This window comes from Nitratidesulfovibrio sp. 1201_IL3209 (assembly GCF_036763125.1).
Classification (GTDB): Bacteria; Desulfobacterota; Desulfovibrionia; order Desulfovibrionales; family Desulfovibrionaceae; genus Cupidesulfovibrio.
Window position 1 is genome coordinate 111,992 of record NZ_JBAIYT010000006.1, and the last position, 20,361, is coordinate 132,352.

The window sequence follows — 20,361 nt, forward strand, 5'->3', positions numbered from 1 at the left end:
GAAGCCGGGGGACCGCGTTGGCCGTGCATCTACCCCGGATGCGCCGCTCGGGCAAGGGGGGCGGCGCGACCAAACGGCGCCGGGCGCGGCGGGGAGATGTTGCGCCCGGCCCGTTCCCACGCGGGGAATGAAGCGGAGCGTCGATTGCGTGGCCGGGGCCCGGTCAGGACCAGCCAGGACCGGTCAGGACGGGGCGGGGCCGGTCAGGACGGGGCGGGGCCGACAATACCCGTCAGGGCAAATCAGGGCCGGTCGCAATCGGGCCAGACCATGCCGGGCACCTCCGCCCGCAGGGTGCGGCACAGGGTGCGGCCGTTCTCGGCCAGGAACAGCGCCTCGTTTTCCAGGCGCAGGCGGTAGCCAGTGGCGTCCATGCGCGCATCGCCCCCCTGGCGGCACACGGCCCCGGCGCCGTCCAGGGTGCGCTCCAGCCGCAAGGCGGACTCGTTGGCGCGGCGGAACGCGCCGCGCAGCATTTCCTGCCTGGGGTCGTTCTCCACCAGCAGCAGCCGCTTCATGGCCGCCTCGGATCCGGCGCGCGCGCCCCGCACCCGCTCCACGTCCCCGGCGATGCGGCCGCACACCGGCCCGGCGGCGTAGGCGTCGGCAAGCTCCACGCCAGCGCGGATGAACCGCTCCACGGCGTCGGCGCTCTGCCCCGGCGTACTCTCCGCCGCCCGCGCCTCGGGGCCGGACAACAGCAGGCACGCGACCAGTATCCACGCGGCTGGCGCCCACGCCACTGGCGCCCACGCCACTGGCGCCCACGCCACTGGCGCCCACGCCACTGGCGACCACGCGGCCGGGGCACGGCACCGTGCCACGCGGCGGGCCACGCCGGGCGCGCCCGCCGCATCGACGCGCGGCGAATGTAAAGTTTTGTAAAGGGATGATGGCATTCAGCCCATCTATATGTCCGGCCCGGCGAATGCAACCCCCGCGCGCGGAACCGCCCGGGGATTCCCCCGCCAACGCGGCGGCCCCCGGCGTAGGGGCGCCGGGGGCCGTGCGTGAGAATACCTTCGGTGGGAGAGAGACCCGTCTACAAGAGGCCGATCAGCATTCGCGTGGCCATGACGATGAGCAGCACGGCGAAGATGCGCTTGAGCCTGGTCACCGGCAGGCTGTGCGCCAGCCGGGCGCCAAGGGGGGCCGTGAGCACGCTGGCGCAGACGATGCCGACCAGGGCGGGGAGGTAAACGAAACCGAAGGTGTTCGCGGGCAGGCCCTGGGTAGCCAGCCCGTTAACTATGTAGCCCACGGTGCCGGACACCGCGATGGGAAAGCCGATGGCGGCCGAGGTGCCGATGGCCGTATGCATGGCCACGTTGCACCACGCCATGAACGGTACCGACAGCGAGCCGCCGCCGATGCCCACCAGGCTGGACACCACGCCGATGAGGTTGCCCATGCCGAACATGCCCATGGCGCCGGGCAACTCGCGCGATGGTTTGGGCTTTATGTCCAGCAGCATCTGCGCCGCCACCCAGTACAGGAAGCAGACGAAGAAGCCCTTGAGGAAATTGGTGGAAAGCTGGGCCACCACCCACGTGCCGACGAGCGTGCCGAGAATGATGCCGGGGGTGATGCGCCACACCACGTGCCACAGGACGGCCCCGCGCTTGTGGTGCGCCCGGAAGCTGGAGATGGAGGTGAACATGATGCTGGCCATGGAGGTGCCCAGCGCCAGGTGCTGCATGAATTCGTGCGGTATGCCCTGCCATTCGAAGGCGAGATTGAGCATGGGCACGATGACCAGCCCGCCGCCCACGCCGAGCAGCCCGGCAAGGATGCCCGCGATGGCGCCAAGGAACAGATAGAGCGTGAGGGTGAGGATCATGAAAGGCTCTCCGCGTTGCGGGCACTGCGCGGCCCGCGTGGTTCCCGACGTGGCGCGGGGCATTCCGCCCGGCGCGGGGCTGATAGTCCGGCGACCCGCCGCTGGGGCGGCCGCCGGACCGGATATCCGTCAGGATTGCAAATGAGGATTTTCGCTTGTTGGCGCGGAAAACGAGCCTGCCATGAGGGAGTGCGGCAGCCGTTAGGTGAGCGAAGCGAACCTTACGGATGGCGACCGCAGAGCGTACTCTTATCGTATTTGACCGAGCCTTAGCCGTTAGGCGAGCGCGTAGCGCGAGTCTTGCCCTAGCCGTTGGTGAGCGCAGCGAACCTTACGGATAGGGACCGCAGCGCGCGGATAAAGACAGCAACGCTATGGCAGGCGAAGTTTGACAAAGCCAACAAGCGAAAAGACCATTTGCAATTACATGCGCAGGGCGTGACGGCCTATGCCCGCCACGTTGGCGCTGCCGGTCAGCACCATGGCCTGCACCAACTGGCCCTTGACGGAATCGACCAGCATGGTCACCCCATCCTTCAGTCCGCCCACGGCGGCGATGGAGAAGGGGCGGCCCAGCATCACGGCGTCGGCCCCCAGGGCCAGCATCTTGAACACGTCCACGCCGTCGCGCACGCCGCCGTCGGCCAGGATGGCGATGCGGCCCTTCACCGCGTCGGCGATTTCGGGCAGCACTTCGGCGGTGCCGGGGGCATGGTCGAGCACGCGGCCGCCGTGGTTGGACACCACGATGCCGTCAACCCCCACCTCCACGGCCAGGCTGGCGTCGGTGGTGGTCATGATGCCCTTGAGGATGAACGCCATGCCCCTGGCCTTGACCTTGGCCACGATGCGCGAAAGTTCGGCCGGGGTCTTGGGTCCCACGGGGCGGCCCATCTTGCGCAGGGTGACGAGGCCGGCGGCGTCGATGTCCATGCCCAGGGCCGGGCAGCCCAGTTCCAGCGCGCGGTCCAGCTTTTCGTCCAGTTCCGCACCGTCCCACGGCTTGATGAACGGGATGCCCCGCCCGCCCGCGCCGGTGATGGCCGCGAAGCCCGCGTCGATGATGAACGGGGGCACGCCGTCGCCGGTGCAGCCGATGATGCCGCGCTCGGCGCAGCCGCCCACCACGGCGGCCGCGTAGTCTTCCTCGCTCACGCCGCCGCCCATGTTGAAGGATACCCCGCCGATGGGCGCGGCCAGCACGGGCATGTCCAGCGCCATGCCGCACACGGTGGTGGACGTGTCGGGCTCGTTCACGTCGTGCACCAGGCGCATGTTCAGACGCACGGCGGCCAGCGCTTCAAGGTTGGCGGCGAACGTGGCGCCGGTGCCCAGGCCGCCCATGCCGGGCACCTCGCCCGAGCATGCCTTGCCGTTGCACACCGGACAGACCCGACAGTAGCCCTTCATCAGTTGACGTGCCTTGTCGCGAACTTCCTTCATCATGTCCCTCCGTTGCCAGGCGAACATGGGCGGCGCGGGCCGGGCCCGCACCGGGCATGCCTCGCCCCGGACGTCGTTGGCGTGATGCGCGCCGGAAACTCCGGATGCGCCGGATGCGCCGGAGCGCGCGGTGAGTGGTAGTGCCGCCTGCGTGGTCATGCCCGGTTGCCCATGGGGGTCATTCCCCCGACCATTCGAGGGCTATCTCCTCGACGTGCAGAATATGTTCGTGCATGGCGCGGAAGGCCGCCTGGGGGTCGCGCGCCTCCATGGCGGCGAGGATGTTGGCGTGGGTCGAAACGGCCCACTGGCGGCGGTCTTCGGTCTGCAAGGTGAAGTCGCGGCTGTCGCTGAGGATGTCGTGCAGGCGCGTCAGCACTTCCTGCACCACCGTGTTGCGGGTGGCGCGGGCGATGATCATGTGGAACTCCACGTCGGCGTCGGACCCGGTGTTGCCGCCGTCTATCTCGGCGGTCTGGGCGTCCAGGGCGCGGCGCAGGGCCGCGAGGTCGCCGTCGCTGACGTGGGCCGCGGCCAGCGCGGCGATCTGCGGTTCGAGCAGGCGGCGGAATTCCAGCACCTCGCGCAGCTTGGCGCGGCGCTGCTCGATGATGGCGGCCAGGGGTTCGATGAGCGTCTCTTCGGTGTCGTCCAGCACGTAGGTGCCGTCGCCGAGGCGGCTGGTGACGATGCGCTGCTGCTCCAGCGAGCGGATGGCCTCGCGCACGCAATGCCGCGACACCCCGAACAGCTCCGCCAGGCGGCGTTCGGGGGGCAGCTTGTCGCCGGATTTCAGTTCGCCCTTCTCGATGAGGTCGCGGATCTGCCCCACGATCTCCTCGTGCAGGCGGATGCGGCGCGCGGGCTTGAAGGCGGGGGTCATCTGCGCTTTCACGCAACGGCCCTCCCGGGGCAGTGGGATGCGCGAACGGCCGTAAAATTGGTACAACCATTCACTGGTTGAACCAATTCACCCGAACGTGCCCCCGCTGTCAACGAAAATCCGCGCCGGACGGAGCACGGCGGGCAATCCGGAGCGGTTGCGGCCCGGCTGCGGAGCGGTTGCGGCGGGCGGAAAATGAAACGCGCGGCCCCGAAGGACCGCGCGTTTCACCAAATATGGCTCAAACCGCAGGTGCGAGCCAACGCCACGTCGCCCTTGCGGCGCCCGTCACCTCACGCCGCCGACCACCTTCCCCGCCGGGTCAGCGGCTTTCCTGCACATGGTCCAGCGCCTGGCGGAACAGGTGACGCACGTGGTCGTCGTCCAGGGTGTAGAAGGCGTTCTTGCCGTCGCGGCGCACGCGCACCAGCTTGGCCGCGCGCAGCAGGCGCAACTGGTGCGAGACGGCGGACTGGCTGTGCCCCACCACGGCGGCCAGATCGCACACGCACAACTCGTCGCAGGCCAACGCCTCGAGGATGCGCACCCGGGTGCGGTCGCCCAGCAGCCGGAAGGTGGCGGCCAGTTCGGCCATGTCCTCGTCCGGGGCCAGCCGGGCGCGCACCCGCGCGATGACGTCGGCATGCTCGCAGTGTTGCTGGCATACCGGGGCGTCGTCGAAATCGGCACCGGCTGCGCGACCGGTCGCACCAGTCGCCCCGGTCACACCGGGCGCGCAGTCGGCCTTGCGGGCGCTGGTGCGTCCGGGACGGGAACCGGCGCCGGAACTGGTGGATTGCGTGGCGTCTGTGGCGCTCACCGGTTGCTGACTCCTGTGGCGGCGTGCCGCCCGTTGCGGGCAGGGACCGCGCCCGAAATATCCCATGCCGACGGGCAGCGGCCAGTGAACGCAAGGCTACCCGGAACACCGGGGCGACGCAAGGCCATCCCCGCGGCCGGGCACTCGATGCCCCCGGAACGGGCGGCGCCCGGCCCAGGCGGCACGGAAGCGCGGCCGGACGAAAAAACGGGCCAGACGAGCAAACGGGCCAAACGCATGCGCCCGGCCCGTTGTGTATCCCGCGTGTGCGCCGTTCCGGCGTGCTACAGGGGCGCGCCGTCGCCACCGGCCGTGGCGGCCACGGGGACCGCGTCCTCGCCCGGCAGCGCCCCGGCGCCCACCGCCGCCCCGGTGGCGGCCAGTTCCTCCACCGAGAAGATGCGGTTGCCGTCCAGGATGATCACGAAGCCGTCGTTGCGGTGGCCCATGCCCCTGATGAAGTCCTGGCGCACGGCGGTGCCCATGCGCGGCGCGGGCTCGATGGCCTCGGCCGGGATCTCGATGACCTCGCGCACCGAATCCACCAGTGCGCCGATGACGGCCCCCTCGCCCTCCAGTTCGGCCTCCACGATGATGATGCACGTGCTCACGGTGTCGGCCGCCGGCTCCATGCCGAACTTGCGCCGCAACTCCAGCACGGGCACGGCGCGCCCGCGCAGGTTGATGACCCCGCGCATGAATTCCGGCGTGCGGGGAATGCGCGTGATGGCGGTCAGTTCCAGCACTTCGCGCACGGTGCCTATGTCCAGCGCGAACACCTCTTCGCCAAGGGTGAAGGTAAGATACTGGCTGGTCTCGTACATGCTGCCTCCCGAAAATGCCGGGCGCTAGGGGCTGTTTCCAAATTAGGGTTTTCGTTCGTTGGCAAGGAAAACGAACCTGCCATGAGGGAGTATACTCTTATTGTATTCGACCGATATGGCAGGCGAAGTTTGACCGCTCTGCGCTCGATGCCCGTAAAGCTCGCAAGCTCGCTTAACGGGCACGCTCCGCGCCCTTCGGGTCGGTCTGCCAACGGACGAAAAGACAATTTAGAGACAGCCCCTAGAAGCGCTCGAACTCACTGTCATCCGCATCCGCGCCCATGTCCAGGGCGATGTTGCCGCCCTTGCCGGACACCGCCTTGCGCGGCGCCTGGGCCGCCACGGCGCGCGGAGCCCCCGAGGGCTGGGCGCGGCGCGGCGCGCGCGTCACGCCCCCGTCCAGCGAGGCCACGCGGAAGCGCGAGACGGTGGCCTGCAACTGCTCGGCCTGGCTGGAAAGTTCTTCGGACGTGGAGGCCATTTCCTCCGAGGCCGAGGCGTTCTGCTGGATGACCTGGTCGAGCTGGGCGATGGCCTTGTTGACCTGTTCCGCGCCCACGTTCTGCTCGTTGCTGGCGGCGGCGATCTCCTGCACCAGTTCGGCGGTGCGGCGGATGCCCGGCACCATCTTGGTCAGCATTTCTCCGGCATGCTCGGCCACGGCCACGCTGGACGACGAAAGCTCGCTGATCTCGGCCGCCGCCTCGCCGCTGCGTTCGGCCAGCTTGCGCACCTCGGCCGCCACCACGGCGAAGCCCTTGCCGTGTTCACCGGCGCGGGCCGCCTCGATGGCCGCGTTCAGCGCCAGCAGGTTGGTCTGGCGGGCGATTTCCTCGATGATGGATATCTTGGCCGCGATCTCGCGCATGGCGCCCACGGTATCGCCCACGGCCTTGCCGCCCGCCTCGGCGTCGGTGGCGGCCTGCGTGGCGATGGTCTCGGTCTGGCGGGCATTTTCCATGTTCTGGCGGATGTTGGACGCCATCTCTTCCATGGACGAGGATATCTCTTCTATGGATGCGGCCTGTTCGGTGGCGCCCTGCGACAGGGTTTCGGCCGAGGCGGAAAGCTCTTCGCTGCCCGAGGCCACGTTTTCCGCGCCCGAGCGCACCTCGGTGATCACCGATACGAGGCCGTCCACCATCCCCTTCATGTCGGCGTACACGCCGCGCAGCCTGCCGCCGCCTGCGTCGAAGGACACGTCCAGATCCCCGGCGGCGATGCGCCGGGTGACGGCACCCAGCGCCGCCGGGTCCGCGCCCAGTTGGGCCATGACCACCCGGATCAGCAGCCACGAGATGAACACGCCCGCCACCACGGCCACCACGGCGATGCCCACGGTCAGCAACTGGGCCTGCTCGTTGGCCGCCTGCACGCGCGGCCCGATCTCGCGCTGTTCCGTTTCATAGCTGCTCTGGATGGCGTCGCAGGCCTGGGCGATGGCCGGCCCCAGCTTGACCAGGCGGTCGTTGAACACGGCGTCGCGCTTCAGGGCCGCGGCGGACATGCGCTCGAACGCCGAAAAATAGTCGGTGCGCTGCTGGTGCAACTCGCGCGCACGGTCACGCAGCACGGGGTTGCGCACGTCCGCCATCAGCCGGTTGAAGGCCTCGCTCACCTGCACGGCATCCTGCTTGGCCAGTTCCAGCCATTTGACGTCGGTGTCGGCCATCATCTTGACCACGGCCACGCGCAGTTCCAGCATGGCGCGGATGACCGCCTCGGCCCGTGCGGCGCCCACCGTGTCGCCTTCGCGCTGGGCCGCTTCCGCCAGTTGGGCAAGGGCCTGCACGCGTTGCGGGCCCATGGCGTTCAGGGCGCTGATTTCGGCCTGGCGCGCCAGGTCGTGCTTGCGCAGTTCGGCCATGCCGTCGGTGTACTGGGCGAGGGCCTCGGCCACGGTGGCCAGGTGCTTGCGGCGGTCGGGATTCTTGATGGTCTTGTCGGCCTCGTCCAGCCCCTTGGCCAGTTCCGCGCGGGATTCCTCGTAGGTGCGCAGGGCCGCCTCGGACGAGGTGTTCATGTAGCTCAGCACGCCAAGGCGCATCTGCAGCATGTCGGTCATGATGCCCCCGCTCATGAGCGAACCGCGCGCCGTGCGCCGGTAGTCCGTAAAGCCGAACGTGGCGTCCGACAGCGCCTTGTAGGAAATGCCTCCCATCGCCACCAGCAGCACAAGAACAAGACCGAATCCCAGAATCAGCTTCTTGGCGAGCGTCATGTGTCTTCTCCCGTCCGGAACGTTGACGTCACGGCGTCACGGGCCGGCAGCCCCGCCCATTCCGCGCGCTGGCGGGCCGGAAGGCAGCCCCGCCGCATCCGGCGGACGCATCCGCCAGACACATCCGCCAGGCGCTTCCGGCACGGCGATGCCCGATCCAGCCCACTACAACCAAACCCAGCCCCGTTCTGCCAGACAGCCCATGCAACCTGTCCAGCCTAGTCATGCCCCCGCTTGCGCGACATGATTTTCCCCGTTGCGGTCAGGCGGACGTGGCGCCGCACAGCCTTTCCGCAAGCAGTGCGGCCCGGTCCTCGTCGGCCGTGGCCAGCAGTTCCTCGAACAGTTCCCCCGGCAGCACCCCCGGATCGTAGTCCAGCGTGAGCGTGGAGGTGAACACGTCGAAGCGTGTCCCGCGCAGGCCCGGCCACGTTTCGGGCGTCAGGGCGCGCAACTGCGCGGCGGCCGGATGCCGGAGGACGGCGAGGTCCACCTTGAGCCGCAACCGGCCGGGAGTATGATCGGCAATCTTCAGAAATTTCCTGAGGGCCACAAGTACACGTGGGTTCATATTTCGTCGCATTCTCCTGTGATACCCGGCGAGGCCGGGCGTCACACCTTACGCCGCAGGGTCCGCAGACGCAAGCGAATGCAGGAGAACGTGCCGATGGGGCTCCATCCGCGAGTCTATACGCCGACAGGACGCAATGACGCCTCAGGGGCGGCGCCTCCGCCCCCGGCGCAACGCGCCGCGACACGCCGCAACATGCCGCCGTACCCCCCGCCACGCATGGCGGCAGTGCTCCCGCGCCGCCGGGCGCGCCCGAACCCGGCCGAAGCGTCGTCCTCAGGATGCGTCGCCCTCAGGAAGCATCGCGCGGACCCGGCGCGCCACGCCCCGTGGCCTGCGGCGCAGGCGCCAGGCGGCGGCGCTGCGCCACCGAGGCCACCTTGCGCAGCATGGAGTCCATGTCGAAGGGGATCAGGATGTCGTCGTCTATGCCCCGCTTCATGCACTGGATGGAAAGCCTCACCTGGTCGGGGCGGACCATCAGGATGACCCCCATGTGCGGGGCCAGCCGCCGCGCCGAATCCAGCAGGCCCAACGGGCAGGGCGGCCCTTCGGCGCAGCCGAACACGAAGACGCTGAACCCGCCCGTGGCCAGCAGGCGGCGGGCGTCGTCGGGCTCCGCCGCCACCACGCAGGCGCTGCCGCCGCCCAGCAGTTCGGCCACGTGCCGGGCGAAGGCGGTATCGGTATCGAACACCAGCACCGAGGTCATCCACATGATGCACCGGCCCTTGTCCCGTTGTCCCGGCCCGGAAGCGACATCCGGCCCGGACATGCCGTCGCCCGTCGCCGGGCGGGGGTTGCAGGTTGAAGACAGTGCTCACGCGCGCACGCGGCAGTGCTTCGTGAAAATCATAGCAAGGCCCGTTCCAGCTGCACTTTCCGCATTGTCGCGGCATGTTGACGGCATGGCGGCGCAACGGGACATGGCCGCGCGTGGTCGTTGAGCGTACCTGGAATCATCGTGTGCATCATAATGGAACATTTTGCAGCATGAATCACGGGCCGATAAGGAGGGATTTGCAACGGCATGGGGAGAGTCCCCCTGCATCCGCCCCGGTGCGACGTGGCGGACGCACGCGGACAAAGGGGGGAAAGGCGGGCGAAGAAGCAAGGACGGGAAGGGAGGGCTGGCGCAAGGAAAACGCGGACGGGAGGCAGGGAAGGTGGAAAGCAAGGAAGGAAGAAAGGGCCGGTGCCGTGGCGGCACGCGGGCCAGCGCCCCCCACTCCGGCGACGGCCATCCGGCGTGGGAACGCTGCGCTATACCCCGCCCAGCACGGCGTCGGCCTTCAGGGTGCCGGCCAGCAGCGCCCCGATGACCGCATCGCGCCCGCCCACCACGCCGTCCAGCACGGTGATGCGCTTCCAGGTGAGGTAGTCGTGGAATTCCTGCTCGATGCCGCAGCAGACCACGGTGGTGACGTTTTCGGTCAGGATGATCCGGCACAATTCCTCGGCCGTGGCGCTGGCCAGCACCATGGTGCGCGAGCGGGCCAGCCCGCCCTCGCCGTCGATGCGGCCCAGCCACGCCTCGGTGGCCCGGTCGAACCGGGGGGCCACCGCATCGCGGTGCAGGGCCACGAGCACGTTGCCGCGCATGGCGTTCTCCCTGATGGCCGCCCTTGGCGGCGTTGCGTTGCCCGTGACGCCGCTCATCGGTCCAGCCCGTACTGGCGCATCTTGCGCCACAGCGTGGTACGCGCCCAGCCCAGTTCCGCCGCCGCCGCGCCACGCCGCCCGCGCGCCCGCACCAGGGCTTCCATGATCAGGCGGCGCTCCGCTTCGGCCCACGTGGCGTCGGCCCGTGCATCATCGTCCACGGCCGGGAATTCCGGGGACGGGGCCGCGCCTCCGCCCTCGCCCACCGGCCCGGCGCCGCCGCCCCGATGCGCATGGCTCCCCGCCGCCAGGGTGCCCTGCCCCGCCCGCGCGTCGCCGCCCGTGCCGTCCTGCACCCCCCTGTGACCGGGGCCATCGGGCTCGCCGGTTTCCTCCAGCAGGTAGCGGGGCAGGTGCGGCAGGTCCACGTGGGTGTCCTGGCAGACATTGACGCAATATTCCACGATGTTGCGCACCTCGCGCACGTTGCCGGGGTAGGCGTGGCGCAGCAGCGCCCGCTCCGCCGCCGGGGTGAACCCGGCCAGCCGCTTGCCGAACATGCCCGCGTACACCTTGAGGTAGTGCGCCAGGAACAGGGACACGTCGTCGCCCCGCTCGCGCAGGGGCGGCAGGTGGAACCGGACCACGTTCAGGCGGTACAGCAGATCTTCCCGAAAGCGCCCCTCGCGCACCATGTGGCGCAGGTCGCGGTGGGTGGCGGCGATGATGCGCACGTCCACGTGCACCCCGCGCGTGGAGCCCAGCGGGTGGATGATCTTGTCGTCGAGAAAAGTCAGCAGCTTGACCTGCAACGGCAGGGGCAGGTCGCCCACCTCGGTGAGGAACAGCGTGCCGTTGTGGGCCAGCCGGAACCGGCCGGGCTTGTTTTCCGACGCCCCGGTAAAGGCGCCCTTCTGGTGCCCGAACAGTTCTGATTCCAGCAGGCTTTCCGGCAGCGCGCCGCAGTTCACCTTGACGAACGGCCCCTTGGCCCGGTTGGAGGCGTTGTGCACCGCCTCGGCCAGCAGGTCCTTGCCGGTGCCCGTCTCCCCGGTGACCAGCACCGAGGAATCGGTCTGGGCGATGCCGGGCAGCAGCCGGAACACCCGTTCCATCTCGGGGCTGTGCCCCAGCATGTCGCCGAAGCCCTGCGGCCATTCGGGCCGGACCTCGGCCGGGCGGAACAGGCGCAGGTCTTCCAGCGTTTCGAAATAGCCCACCCGGCTGCCGTCGGGGGCGGTCAGCGCGCCGCAGGTCACCCGCACGGGGATGCGCGCCCGGTCGGCGTTGACGATGTCCGCCTCGCGCGCCACCGGGGCCACGGCGGCCGGGGGCGACTTGTCCACCACGTCCAGCGGGCAGCCGCCGGTGCACAGGCTGCACCGGAACACGTAGCGGCACGGCAGGTTCTGAGCCCGCTCGCGCGACATGGCCGTAAGGGCGCAGGCGGCCTGGTTCAGGAATATCACCCGCCGCTCGGCCGAAACCAGCGCCAGCGGCAGGGGAATGCGGTCCAGCAGGGTGCGCGCCGCCACCGGCTGGTCGAACAGCCCCTGCAACAGCGGCCCCAGCGCCGCGCCCATGCCCTGCCCCGCTCCCTCGGCCATCACCGCTCCCGTTCCCTTGGGGTCCGTTGTCCCGCTCCCCGCCCTGGCCGGCGAACGGAACAACAACGTTGCAAAACGTTGCAAAATCTTTCACAGCGCTATCCCATTCGTGGCACCGGGGCAAGCAGGACCTTGCATGAATCACACAATAATTTGAAATAATGAGATAATATCAACATGTGAATTATGGAACGAAGCTTGCTCCTGCCCTGGTCCTGAACCGACGCACCGCGAGCGCACGCCGCAGGGGGCAGTGCCGCCGTTTTCCCCGTTTCCCCCGTTTCCCCCGTTTCCAAAGAGGAGCACCTTCATGGGGATCAAGACCAGACTGTACCTGCTGCTCGCTTCCGTTCTCGTGGCCCTGGCCGCCATCGTGGCCGCCAGTTGGGTGGGCTCGGCCAAGATCGAGCGGGCCCTGGAACTGCGGGCCCTGGCCGTGGACGCCAACACGGAGCTGTTGCAGGCCCGCCGCCAGGAAAAGAACTTCCTCATGCGCAAGGAACAGCAGTGGGCGGACAAGACCCGCAAGCACATCGCCACGGTGGATTCGCTGCTGCAACGCATCGCGGCGGCCGACCCCGGCAACGCGGCCATGTGCGACAAGGGCCGGTCCACCCTGGCCCGCTACAACGCCTCGCTGGACGAGGTGTTCCGCACGGTGACCGAAACCGACGCCATGATCCAGGCCGGACGGGCCGTGGAACCGGCGCTGGCCGACATCCGCAAGACCTACGAGGAAAAGGCCGACGAGATTTCCGGCCTGGTCAAGACGGTGAACACGGTCATCGAGGCGGGCATGGGCGTGCTGATCACCCTGTTCGTGCTGGCCGTGATCTCGGGCATCACCCGTTCGCTGGCCGCCTTGCAGTCCTTCTCGCGCGAGGTGGCGGCAGGCAGGCTGGACGCCACGGCCAGCGGCAACCTGGCGGGCGAATTCGGCCTGCTGCGCGACGACCTGACCGCCATGGTCGGCCGGTTGAAGGAAACCCTGAACGACTGTTCCGCCAAGGGCCAGGAGGCCAGCCACCAGGCCGAGCAGGCCCGCGCCGCCATGCAGGCGGCCACCGCGCGCGAGCAGGAAGTGAGCGCGCTGGTGGAAACCATGCGCCGCGTGGCCGGCGAGGCCGCCGCCATCGCCGGCGACCTCACCGACGCCTCGCAGGAACTGGCCGCCCAGACCCAGCAGGTCAGCGCCGGGGCCGAGGTGCAGCGCGCCCGCATGGCCGAGACCGCCACCGCCATGGACCAGATGAACGCCACGGTCATGGAGATCGCCCGCAACGCCACCCTGGCCGCCGACGCCTCCCGGTCCACCCGCGAAGAGGCCCAGAAGGGCGCGCAGGTGGTGGAGAACGCCGGGCGGTCCATCTCGCGCGTGCACGAGATAGCCACCCGCCTGCGCGCGGACATGCAGTCGCTGGGGCGCGACGCCGAATCCATCGGCGAGGTCATCAACGTCATCAACGAAATCGCGGACCAGACCAACCTGCTGGCGCTGAACGCGGCCATCGAGGCGGCCCGCGCGGGCGACGCCGGGCGGGGATTCGCCGTGGTCGCCGACGAGGTGCGCAAGCTGGCCGAAAAGACCACCAACGCCACCAAGGAAGTGGAGACGCGCATCTCGGCCATCCAGACCGCCGCCCAGCGCAACGTGAGCAACATGGACACGGCCACCCAGGCCGTGGGCGACGCCACCGGCCTAGCCGACGAATCGGGCGGGGCGTTGCGGCGCATCGTGGAGTTCGCGGACAACACCGCCGGGCAGGTGCAGTCCATCGCCGCCGCCAGCGAGGAGCAGTCGGCCGCCTCGGACCAGATCAGCCGCGCCGTCACCGAGGTCAACGACGTGGCCGCCGAATCGGCGCGGGGCATGGAGGCGGCCAGCGAGGCCGTGCGCGCCCTGGCCGCCATGGCCGGGCGGCTGCGGACCATCATCCAGCAGATGGACGGAAGCAAGCGCTGATATCGGGCACACGCGGCACGCGCGACACGGGGCGGGCACACGCGTGCCCGCCCCGTTTTCGTTCGCGGATGCCGCCAGCCGTGATGCCCCACCACCACCCCGGAACGGACGCCACGCCCTGCCGCCGGGGTCCGGAAAAGGCAACAGGCCCGATGCCAGAAGCACCGGGCCTGTCCTGCGTCGTCTCGCCTGTTCCGCCGGAGCGGAACCGGGAAGCGGCGGACGCGCACCGCCTGTCGCTTGTCGATCCGGGACTGCCGACATGCCGGGCCGGGCGGAGGGCGGATTCGCCTTGTGGAGGCAGGGCGATGTGGAAATTCGCGCCGTCACGAAAGGGGCGACGGAGGGAGAGGGTGGGGCCAGGGGTGTGGGCGTCCCTGGCCCCTCAGGGCAAGAGGGAGAACCGAACAGGCATGATCGGCGGGGCCGGGAGCATTGGCCCCGTTGTTCTCGTCTCTCAAATCGTCCCCGGCAGGGCGGCGGCCCGCCGTTAGGAACGTGGGTGCTCTCGTCTCTCTCACATGGCCGCCGCGGCTCCACCCGCCCCGGCTCGTGGCCGATTGGGGCAATCGCGGCAGTCGCGGCGGCGTGCATCCGGCCAGCGCGCAAACTGTGCGACCAACCAGACACAATTCCTGCTTAGTCGAGTTCCCGGCGGGAGTCCAGCATTTCGCCGCAGCTTTTTGTGATTTTTTTAGCAAATCATTCCGACATATTATCGCCCCATCTCCACTGACGCTCCCGGCAGTGGGCACATGCTCTGGCGGCAATTCCTACTCCGCAAGACGGATGACCACTTCCGCCCCCGGCGAATAGCCCTTCAGTTCCGCCAGCATACCCTTCAGCGCGCCGGACACGATGCGCGCCACGAAGGGGTTCAGCCCCAACTGGTGCCCGTTCACCGTCACCGACAACGGCCCCTCCACGGAACAGCAGTCGCCCGGCACGGCCTGATGGGCCACCACCATGCGGGCGAACCCGGCACAGTCCTGCTGCCCGCAGGCCCCGCAATCCAGCCCCGGCAGCACGAAGCCGCGCCCGGCCACCAGTTCCGCCAGCGCGTCCACGCTGGCCGCGTCGAACCGGGGCAGCCCTTCCGCGCCCACCGCGCCGAAGGTGGCCAGCGCCAGCCCCCTGTCCAGGGCCTGCGCCTCGCCCGCCTCGCGCAGGCACAGCACGCGCGGCAGCCAGCCAAGGCTCTTGCCGCCCTCCACCAGCAGCACGTCGGCCCGCACCAGCGGCAGCAGGTCGGCCAGGTGGCGCCGGGTGGACCAGAACACCGCGCACTCGCCCTCGGCGATGCCGATGACCGTGCGCCCCGGCTTCATCAGCCGGGCGGTGTCCGTTTCCGCCTTGTCCAGGTTGTGGTGGGTGTGCTTGGCCACGGCCACGGTCAGTCCGCGCGCCTCCAGCGCGTCGGCCAGCAGCGCGGTGCAGGTGGTCTTGCCCGAATTCTTGAACCCTATGATGCTCACTGCCTTCACGGCGTCCTCCGTATGGCTGGTGTGGTCGACGCGCGGTCCCGCGTGCCGTTCCGCGCGCCGTCCCTTTGGTTTCCATCCTAGCGTCGCCACGGTTCCGGCACAAGCCGCCCCGGAAAAAGGAGCGCCGCCCGCGCGCCCCGTTCCCGGCATGGGAACGGGGCCGCAACGGACGGCGCGGGATGCCGCCTTGGAACAACGGCGGCGGCATGCCGGAAAAACGGCAGTCCGACGCCCCGTGGGCCGGGCAGGCGGGAAACCGCCCCGCACCCAGGGAGGCCCAAGGTGGCAGGGATGACAGGGGAACAAAGGGAACAAGGGAAACATCGGCCCGCCGCGCGTTGCCGAAAACGCGGCGCGGCGGGCCGGGGTATGTCCGTCAGGCTACGCGCGCGCCCGGAACAGCCGTGCGAACAGCTGCTTGCGGGTAAGCGGGCCGGATTCCAGTTCCGCCACGGCGTGCGTGAAGTAGCTCTTGGGATCGCGCTGGAACAGGTACACCACACGCACGTCGTCGGGGTCGCCCAGGACGGCGTTGGGGTGCTTCTTCTTCACCTCGGCCAGGCGCTGTTCCGCCATGGCCATGATGTCCGCCTCGTCGCCGAAGTTCATGCACCCGGTGGGGCAGGTCTTCACGCAGGCGGGCAGCAGGCCGTTCTGCACGCGGTCGTTGCACATGTCGCACTTGGACAGCAGGCCGGTGGCCTCGTCGCGGCGCGGAATGTCGTACGGACAGGCGGAACGCACCATCTCGCCGTCCACCTTGGCGGTGAGTTCGGTGAAGATGACGGCCCCGGTCTCCTCGTCCTTGAGCACCGCGCCTTCAAGGTCAACGTCCGCCTGGCCCTTGCACGGGGGCTCGACACAGTGGCGGCACTGTTCCGGAAAGAACAGCCAGTCCATCTTCTTGTCGAACACGCCCTCCTCGAAGCGCACCGTCTTCAGGGTGACGTACGAGAGGTCCGGCGGGTTCTGGTGCGAGCCGGTGTTGCGGGTTTCCTCGGCGGGCAGGTTCTTCCACTGCTTGCAGGCTATCTGGCAGCCACGGCAGCCGGTGCACCGGGTAAGGTCGATGAAGAACATCTTTCCCATGACTACTTGCCTCCCACCTTGCGGATGTCGACCATGAACGCCTTGGTCTCGGGGATGCCGGTGTTCGGGTCGCCCGCCGACGGCGTGAGCAGGTTGGCCGTGTCGCCGCCGTTGCGCGGCACCATCCAGCCATAGTGCCAGGGCAGGCCCACCATGTGGATTTCGGCGCCCATGACCTTGTACGGCCTGATGCGTTCGGTGACGATGGCCACGGCCTCCAGCGAGCCGCGCAGGCTCGAAACCTTGACGCGGTCGCCGTTCCCGATGCCGCGCAGCTTGGCCAGTTCCTTGCTGATCTCGGCGAAGATCTCGGGCTCCGCCTCCACCAGCCAGGCGCAGCGGCGGGTCATCAGGCCGGTCTGCCAGTGTTCGGTGACGCGGTAGGTGGTGCCGATGAAGGGGAACTTCGGATCGCACACCGCCGCCTTTTCGCCCTCGATCTTGAAGGCCACCGGGTTGTGCAGCTGCTTCGAGAACGGGTTCTTGGAAACCGGGCACTCCAGCGGTTCGTAGTGCTCGGGGAAGGGGCCTTCCTCGCGGCCGGGGCCGTACAGCGCGCCGAAGCCGTGCGTCTGCATGATGAACGGGTGCCTGGCGCCGGGGTCGCCGCCGCCGTCCACCACGTCGCCCACCCACTTGCCGTCCTTCCATTCGATGACGGCCTTGTCCGGGTTCCACGGCTTGCCGGTCTTGTCCACCGAGGCGCGGTTGTAGATGATGCGCCGGTTCACCGGCCAGCAGAACGACCAGTTGGGGAACAGGCCGATGCGCGCCTGTTCCGGCGTCTGCGCGGTGTCGCGGCGGGCCATCTGGTTGCCCGCGTCGGTGAACGACCCGGCGTGCAGCCAGTTGCCGGAACAGGTGGAGCCGTCCGCCGTCAGAAAGGCGAACGAGGGCACCTGCTGCCCGGCCTTGAACTGCTTGCCGCCCACTTCCGTGTCCTTCAGGAAGTAGCCGTTCATCAGCTTGGCTGTCCTGGCCGGGGAGAACTCGTTGTGTTCTTCCCAGTCCTTGATGTTCAGCTTCAGGATGGGGTCGGCGTGCACGCCGCCTTCCCTGGCGTACAGGTCGCGGATCTTGTGCATCATCTCCAGCATGATGTCGCCGTCGGGCTTGGTTTCGCCCCACGGCCTGGGACCGCGATAGCGCCACTGCATCCAGCGGCCCGAGTTGGCCACGGAGCCTTCCTTCTCGATGGACACGGCGCACGGCAGGAAGAACACTTCCGTGCCGATTTCCTCGGGCTTCATGCCCGGGCCCTTCCAGAACGACGAGGTCTCGTTCTCGAAGAGGTTCACGTTCACCAGCCAGTCCAGCTTGCCCAGGGCGCGCCGGTTCTTGTTGGCGTTGGCGCCGCCGCAGGCGGGGTTCATGCCCCAGGCGAAGCAGCCCTTCACGTCGCCCTTGTCCATCTTGTCGAAGATGTTCAGCCAGAAGTAGTAGGTGGCGGGCTTGGACGCATCGAGCTTGGGCATGATGCCGTAGGCGTCGGCCGGGGCCAGGTCCGGGTACAGGGCCTTCAGGTAGCTGGCCATGTACTTGGGCCGGTTCTGCCACCAGTTCACGCTCATGGGGTCCTTGGACTGCGGGGTGGCCGCGTTGTAGGCGTCGAGCGTGGCCTGCTTCGTGGTGGGCGTGGGGTTGTAGCCGGGCCAGATGTGGGCCAGCAGGCCCTGGTCGGTGGAGCCCTGCACGTTGGATTCGCCGCGCAGCGCGTTGACCCCGCCGCCCGCCACGCCGATGTTGCCCAGCAGCAGCTGCACCATGGCCATGGCGCGGATGTTCTGCACGCCCACGGAATGCTGGGTCCAGCCCATGGCGTACATGATGGTGCCCGCCTTGTCCGGCTTGCCCGTGGCCGCGTAGGCCCTGTAGACCTTCAGCAGCAGGTCCTTGGGCGTGCCGGTGATGTCGGCCACCTTGTCCACGGTGTAGCGCTCGTAGTGCTTCTTCAGCAGGTTGAAGACGCACCGGGGGTGCTTCAGCGACGGATCGCGCCTGGGCACGCCGTTCTCGTCCGGTTCAAAGGCCCACTGCGACTTGTCGTACTTGCGCTTGTCCGCGTCGTAGCCGCTGAACAGGCCGTCCTTGAACGAGAATTTCTCGCCCACGATGAGCGAGGCGTTGGTGTACTCGCGCACGTACTCCTCGAAGTACAGCTTGTTTTCGAGGATGTACTTGATGAGCCCGCCAAGGAAGGGGATGTCCGCGCCCGAACGGATGGGGGCGTAGATATCGGCCTTGGACGAGGTGCGCGTGAAGCGCGGGTCCACGTGGATGACCGTGGCGCCCTTGTCCTGCGCGCGCAGCACCCACTTGAAGGAAATGGGATGGTTCTCGGCAGCGTTGCTGCCCATGATCAACACACAATCACTGTTCGCAAGATCGTTCCAGTGATTCGTCATCGCGCCGCGACCGAACGACTCTGCCAGAGCCGGTACAGTGGGGCTGTGTCAGATCCGCGCCTGGTGTTCGATGAACACCAGGCCGAGGCTTCTGAGGATGACCTGGTAGGCCCAGCATTCCTCGTTGTCCATGGCGGCGGAGCCGAACGAGGCGATGGCCTCGGTCCGGTTCACCGTTTCACCGGCCGCGTTGGCCAGTTGGAAGGATTCGTCGCGGGTCTTCTTGACGCGCTTGGCGATTTCGGTCAGCGCCCAGTCCCACTCCACTTCCTTCCACTCGCCGCTGCCCGGCGCGCGGTACAGGGGCTTGGGAGAGCGGGCGTTGTTTTCGCCCAGTTGGAAGATGGACGCGCCCTTGGGGCACAGCGAGCCTTCGTTGATGGGATGGTCCGGGTCGCCTTCCACGTTGACGGCACGGCCCTCGCCATTCTTGGCGGTGTGGACGATGAGCCCGCAGCCCACCGCACAGTAGCAGCAGATCGAGGTGGTCTGCTTCGCCCACTGGAGTTTCTGGAGTTCGGCCCGCGCCACCGAGGGCGCAAGGCTGATCCCCAGCCCGCCGAACGCGCTGACCAGGGTGGCCGACGCGCCCAGCTTCAGAAATTGTCTGCGATTGACAGTCATCTTGCCTCCTTGCGTACCGGATACACCGTTGCCGCAGGGTGCCTGGATGCGGATGCGCCGGTGGCGCGCCGCGTTCAGCGCCCCCTGATTTCCCGTCCCAGTTCCACCAGCAGCGCATAGCCCGCGCGGCGGGGCGCGCGTTCCACGTTGCACCGCCACGCCGCGTGCGGCCGGACATCACGCATCCGCCGCACGGGAATCCATGCCAGCAGGCGGGCGTGCGATGCCGCGAGCGCCAGATCGTGTCCCAGGCCCGAGAACGGCAGCGGGGTATCCCCCGGCACCTCATGTGTTGCAGGGTATGCGAACATGGTCGTCCCCTTTCCCTGTGGGGGTCCGGCGGCATGCCGGGCCCCTGCCCCCTCCGCGCCGTTCCCGGCGGCGCAAACGAGACATCTTTCCTGTTACAGCAGGGTGTTAGACGCGACCATGCAAGGCGGCAACGGCCCGTTTCCTGCGCACGTTCCTGCACTGGTGCGGTTTTTTTTGTGCCATCATTCGCACCCGTTACATGATGTCAGAAAGCATATAATAACGGTTTGACACCAAGCTGTATCGCACCCGGCGGCAGTGCATCTTCAGCAACATGCCGGAATAAAAAAGATAAGGCCCACACCCGGAAAACCGGGGGCGGGCCGAAAAATCACGAATCAGGTGCGAAACGGTGACGAATCGTCAGCGGAGAAGGCCGGGCGCCCCGGCGTAGGGGGGGGTGGTGCCGACATCCCCTAAGGGGTTGTTTCTAGATTAGGATTTTCGTTCGTTGGCGAGGAAAACGAGCCTGCCATGAGGGAGTATACTCTTCTCGTATTCGACCGACATGGCAGGCGAAGTTTGACGATGCCAACGGGCAAAAAGACAAGGCTCTAGACCATCAGGCCAAGCCCTGATAGGCTAGAATCATGTTTAAAAACAGCAAATTAAGCCGCTACAAAATCGGAAAAATTGCTGAATGCTTTTGCATCGATATTGATGCCACCAAAAC

The 20,361-nt window shown here is 68.1% G+C and carries 15 protein-coding genes and 2 pseudogenes; 2 read left to right on the forward strand and 15 right to left on the reverse strand.

Features of this window, described 5'->3' with window-relative positions:
* Positions 1 to 242: 242 nt before the first annotated feature.
* The 11 genes from V6B97_RS05215 to V6B97_RS05265 all read right to left on the reverse strand — a co-directional run bounded on the left by V6B97_RS05215 (position 243) and on the right by V6B97_RS05265 (position 11,811).
* Positions 243 to 743, reverse strand: coding sequence for a hypothetical protein (locus tag V6B97_RS05215; protein WP_333505437.1), 501 nt, complete (start codon positions 741 to 743; stop codon positions 243 to 245).
* Between the two features lie 299 nt (positions 744 to 1,042).
* Positions 1,043 to 1,840, reverse strand: a complete 798-nt coding sequence (locus tag V6B97_RS05220; RefSeq protein ID WP_333505439.1) for a sulfite exporter TauE/SafE family protein — start codon at positions 1,838 to 1,840, stop codon at positions 1,043 to 1,045.
* Between the two features lie 423 nt (positions 1,841 to 2,263).
* Positions 2,264 to 3,283, reverse strand: a complete 1,020-nt coding sequence (locus V6B97_RS05225) for an alpha-hydroxy-acid oxidizing protein (protein ID WP_333505455.1) — start codon at positions 3,281 to 3,283, stop codon at positions 2,264 to 2,266.
* A gap of 178 nt (positions 3,284 to 3,461) precedes the next feature.
* The gene (locus V6B97_RS05230) at positions 3,462 to 4,178 is read right to left on the reverse strand and encodes a FadR/GntR family transcriptional regulator (RefSeq protein WP_333505440.1); all 717 of its coding nucleotides are present in this window, start codon (positions 4,176 to 4,178) and stop codon (positions 3,462 to 3,464) included.
* Positions 4,179 to 4,488: 310 nt separating this feature from the next.
* Positions 4,489 to 4,800, reverse strand: coding sequence for an ArsR/SmtB family transcription factor (locus V6B97_RS05235; protein ID WP_333505456.1), 312 nt, complete (start codon positions 4,798 to 4,800; stop codon positions 4,489 to 4,491).
* 470 nt (positions 4,801 to 5,270) lie between these two features.
* On the reverse strand, positions 5,271 to 5,810 hold the full coding sequence (locus V6B97_RS05240) for a chemotaxis protein CheW (RefSeq protein WP_333505441.1): 540 nt from the start codon (positions 5,808 to 5,810) through the stop codon (positions 5,271 to 5,273).
* Positions 5,811 to 6,051: 241 nt separating this feature from the next.
* On the reverse strand, positions 6,052 to 8,031 hold the full coding sequence (locus tag V6B97_RS05245; protein WP_333505442.1) for a HAMP domain-containing methyl-accepting chemotaxis protein: 1,980 nt from the start codon (positions 8,029 to 8,031) through the stop codon (positions 6,052 to 6,054).
* 262 nt (positions 8,032 to 8,293) lie between these two features.
* Positions 8,294 to 8,602: a hypothetical protein gene (locus tag V6B97_RS05250; protein WP_333505443.1), complete on the reverse strand. Its 309-nt coding sequence runs from the start codon at positions 8,600 to 8,602 to the stop codon at positions 8,294 to 8,296.
* Between the two features lie 292 nt (positions 8,603 to 8,894).
* Entirely contained in the window at positions 8,895 to 9,377 is a 483-nt protein-coding gene (locus V6B97_RS05255) for a histidine kinase (protein ID WP_333505444.1), read from the reverse strand.
* A 488-nt stretch (positions 9,378 to 9,865) separates the two neighbouring features.
* Positions 9,866 to 10,204 carry a dinitrogenase iron-molybdenum cofactor biosynthesis protein gene (locus V6B97_RS05260; RefSeq protein ID WP_333505445.1) on the reverse strand — a complete coding sequence of 113 codons (339 nt, stop codon included), beginning with the start codon at positions 10,202 to 10,204 and terminating at the stop codon, positions 9,866 to 9,868.
* 53 nt (positions 10,205 to 10,257) lie between these two features.
* Positions 10,258 to 11,811 carry a sigma-54 interaction domain-containing protein gene (locus V6B97_RS05265; RefSeq protein ID WP_333505446.1) on the reverse strand — a complete coding sequence of 518 codons (1,554 nt, stop codon included), beginning with the start codon at positions 11,809 to 11,811 and terminating at the stop codon, positions 10,258 to 10,260.
* Positions 11,812 to 12,121: 310 nt separating this feature from the next.
* Here V6B97_RS05265 and V6B97_RS05270 point away from each other — a divergent pair, with 310 nt between their 5' ends.
* Positions 12,122 to 13,774: a methyl-accepting chemotaxis protein gene (locus V6B97_RS05270; RefSeq protein ID WP_333505447.1), complete on the forward strand. Its 1,653-nt coding sequence runs from the start codon at positions 12,122 to 12,124 to the stop codon at positions 13,772 to 13,774.
* Between the two features lie 773 nt (positions 13,775 to 14,547).
* Here the strand turns inward: V6B97_RS05270 and V6B97_RS05275 are convergent.
* The 4 genes and pseudogenes from V6B97_RS05275 to V6B97_RS05290 all read right to left on the reverse strand — a co-directional run.
* Positions 14,548 to 15,267: pseudogene (locus V6B97_RS05275) on the reverse strand (molybdopterin-guanine dinucleotide biosynthesis protein MobB); the annotation flags it as partial.
* 372 nt (positions 15,268 to 15,639) lie between these two features.
* The gene (locus V6B97_RS05280) at positions 15,640 to 16,347 is read right to left on the reverse strand and encodes a 4Fe-4S dicluster domain-containing protein (RefSeq protein ID WP_333505448.1); all 708 of its coding nucleotides are present in this window, start codon (positions 16,345 to 16,347) and stop codon (positions 15,640 to 15,642) included.
* Between the two features lie 2 nt (positions 16,348 to 16,349).
* Positions 16,350 to 19,376, reverse strand: coding sequence for a formate dehydrogenase-N subunit alpha (fdnG, locus tag V6B97_RS05285; RefSeq protein ID WP_333505449.1), 3,027 nt, complete (start codon positions 19,374 to 19,376; stop codon positions 16,350 to 16,352).
* Between the two features lie 74 nt (positions 19,377 to 19,450).
* Positions 19,451 to 19,687 carry a hypothetical protein gene (locus V6B97_RS05290; protein WP_333505450.1) on the reverse strand — a complete coding sequence of 79 codons (237 nt, stop codon included), beginning with the start codon at positions 19,685 to 19,687 and terminating at the stop codon, positions 19,451 to 19,453.
* 591 nt (positions 19,688 to 20,278) lie between these two features.
* On the opposite strand from V6B97_RS05290, the pseudogene V6B97_RS05295 reads away from it, so the two are divergent.
* Positions 20,279 to 20,361, forward strand: a pseudogene (locus V6B97_RS05295) (IS1595 family transposase); the annotation flags it as partial.

What these genes read in the sequence shown, in the direction of transcription:
- V6B97_RS05245 (WP_333505442.1), bottom strand. Translation starts at nt 8,031, where the DNA reads ATGACGCTCGCCAAGAAGCTGATTCTGGGATTCGGTCTTGTTCTTGTG.
- V6B97_RS05290 (WP_333505450.1), bottom strand. Translation starts at nt 19,687, where the DNA reads ATGTTCGCATACCCTGCAACACATGAGGTGCCGGGGGATACCCCGCTG.
- V6B97_RS05270 (WP_333505447.1), top strand. Translation starts at nt 12,122, where the DNA reads ATGGGGATCAAGACCAGACTGTACCTGCTGCTCGCTTCCGTTCTCGTG.
- V6B97_RS05255 (WP_333505444.1), bottom strand. Translation starts at nt 9,377, where the DNA reads ATGTCCGGGCCGGATGTCGCTTCCGGGCCGGGACAACGGGACAAGGGC.
- V6B97_RS05225 (WP_333505455.1), bottom strand. Translation starts at nt 3,283, where the DNA reads ATGAAGGAAGTTCGCGACAAGGCACGTCAACTGATGAAGGGCTACTGT.
- V6B97_RS05250 (WP_333505443.1), bottom strand. Translation starts at nt 8,602, where the DNA reads ATGAACCCACGTGTACTTGTGGCCCTCAGGAAATTTCTGAAGATTGCC.
- V6B97_RS05220 (WP_333505439.1), bottom strand. Translation starts at nt 1,840, where the DNA reads ATGATCCTCACCCTCACGCTCTATCTGTTCCTTGGCGCCATCGCGGGC.
- V6B97_RS05265 (WP_333505446.1), bottom strand. Translation starts at nt 11,811, where the DNA reads ATGGCCGAGGGAGCGGGGCAGGGCATGGGCGCGGCGCTGGGGCCGCTG.
- V6B97_RS05260 (WP_333505445.1), bottom strand. Translation starts at nt 10,204, where the DNA reads ATGCGCGGCAACGTGCTCGTGGCCCTGCACCGCGATGCGGTGGCCCCC.
- V6B97_RS05280 (WP_333505448.1), bottom strand. Translation starts at nt 16,347, where the DNA reads ATGGGAAAGATGTTCTTCATCGACCTTACCCGGTGCACCGGCTGCCGT.
- V6B97_RS05240 (WP_333505441.1), bottom strand. Translation starts at nt 5,810, where the DNA reads ATGTACGAGACCAGCCAGTATCTTACCTTCACCCTTGGCGAAGAGGTG.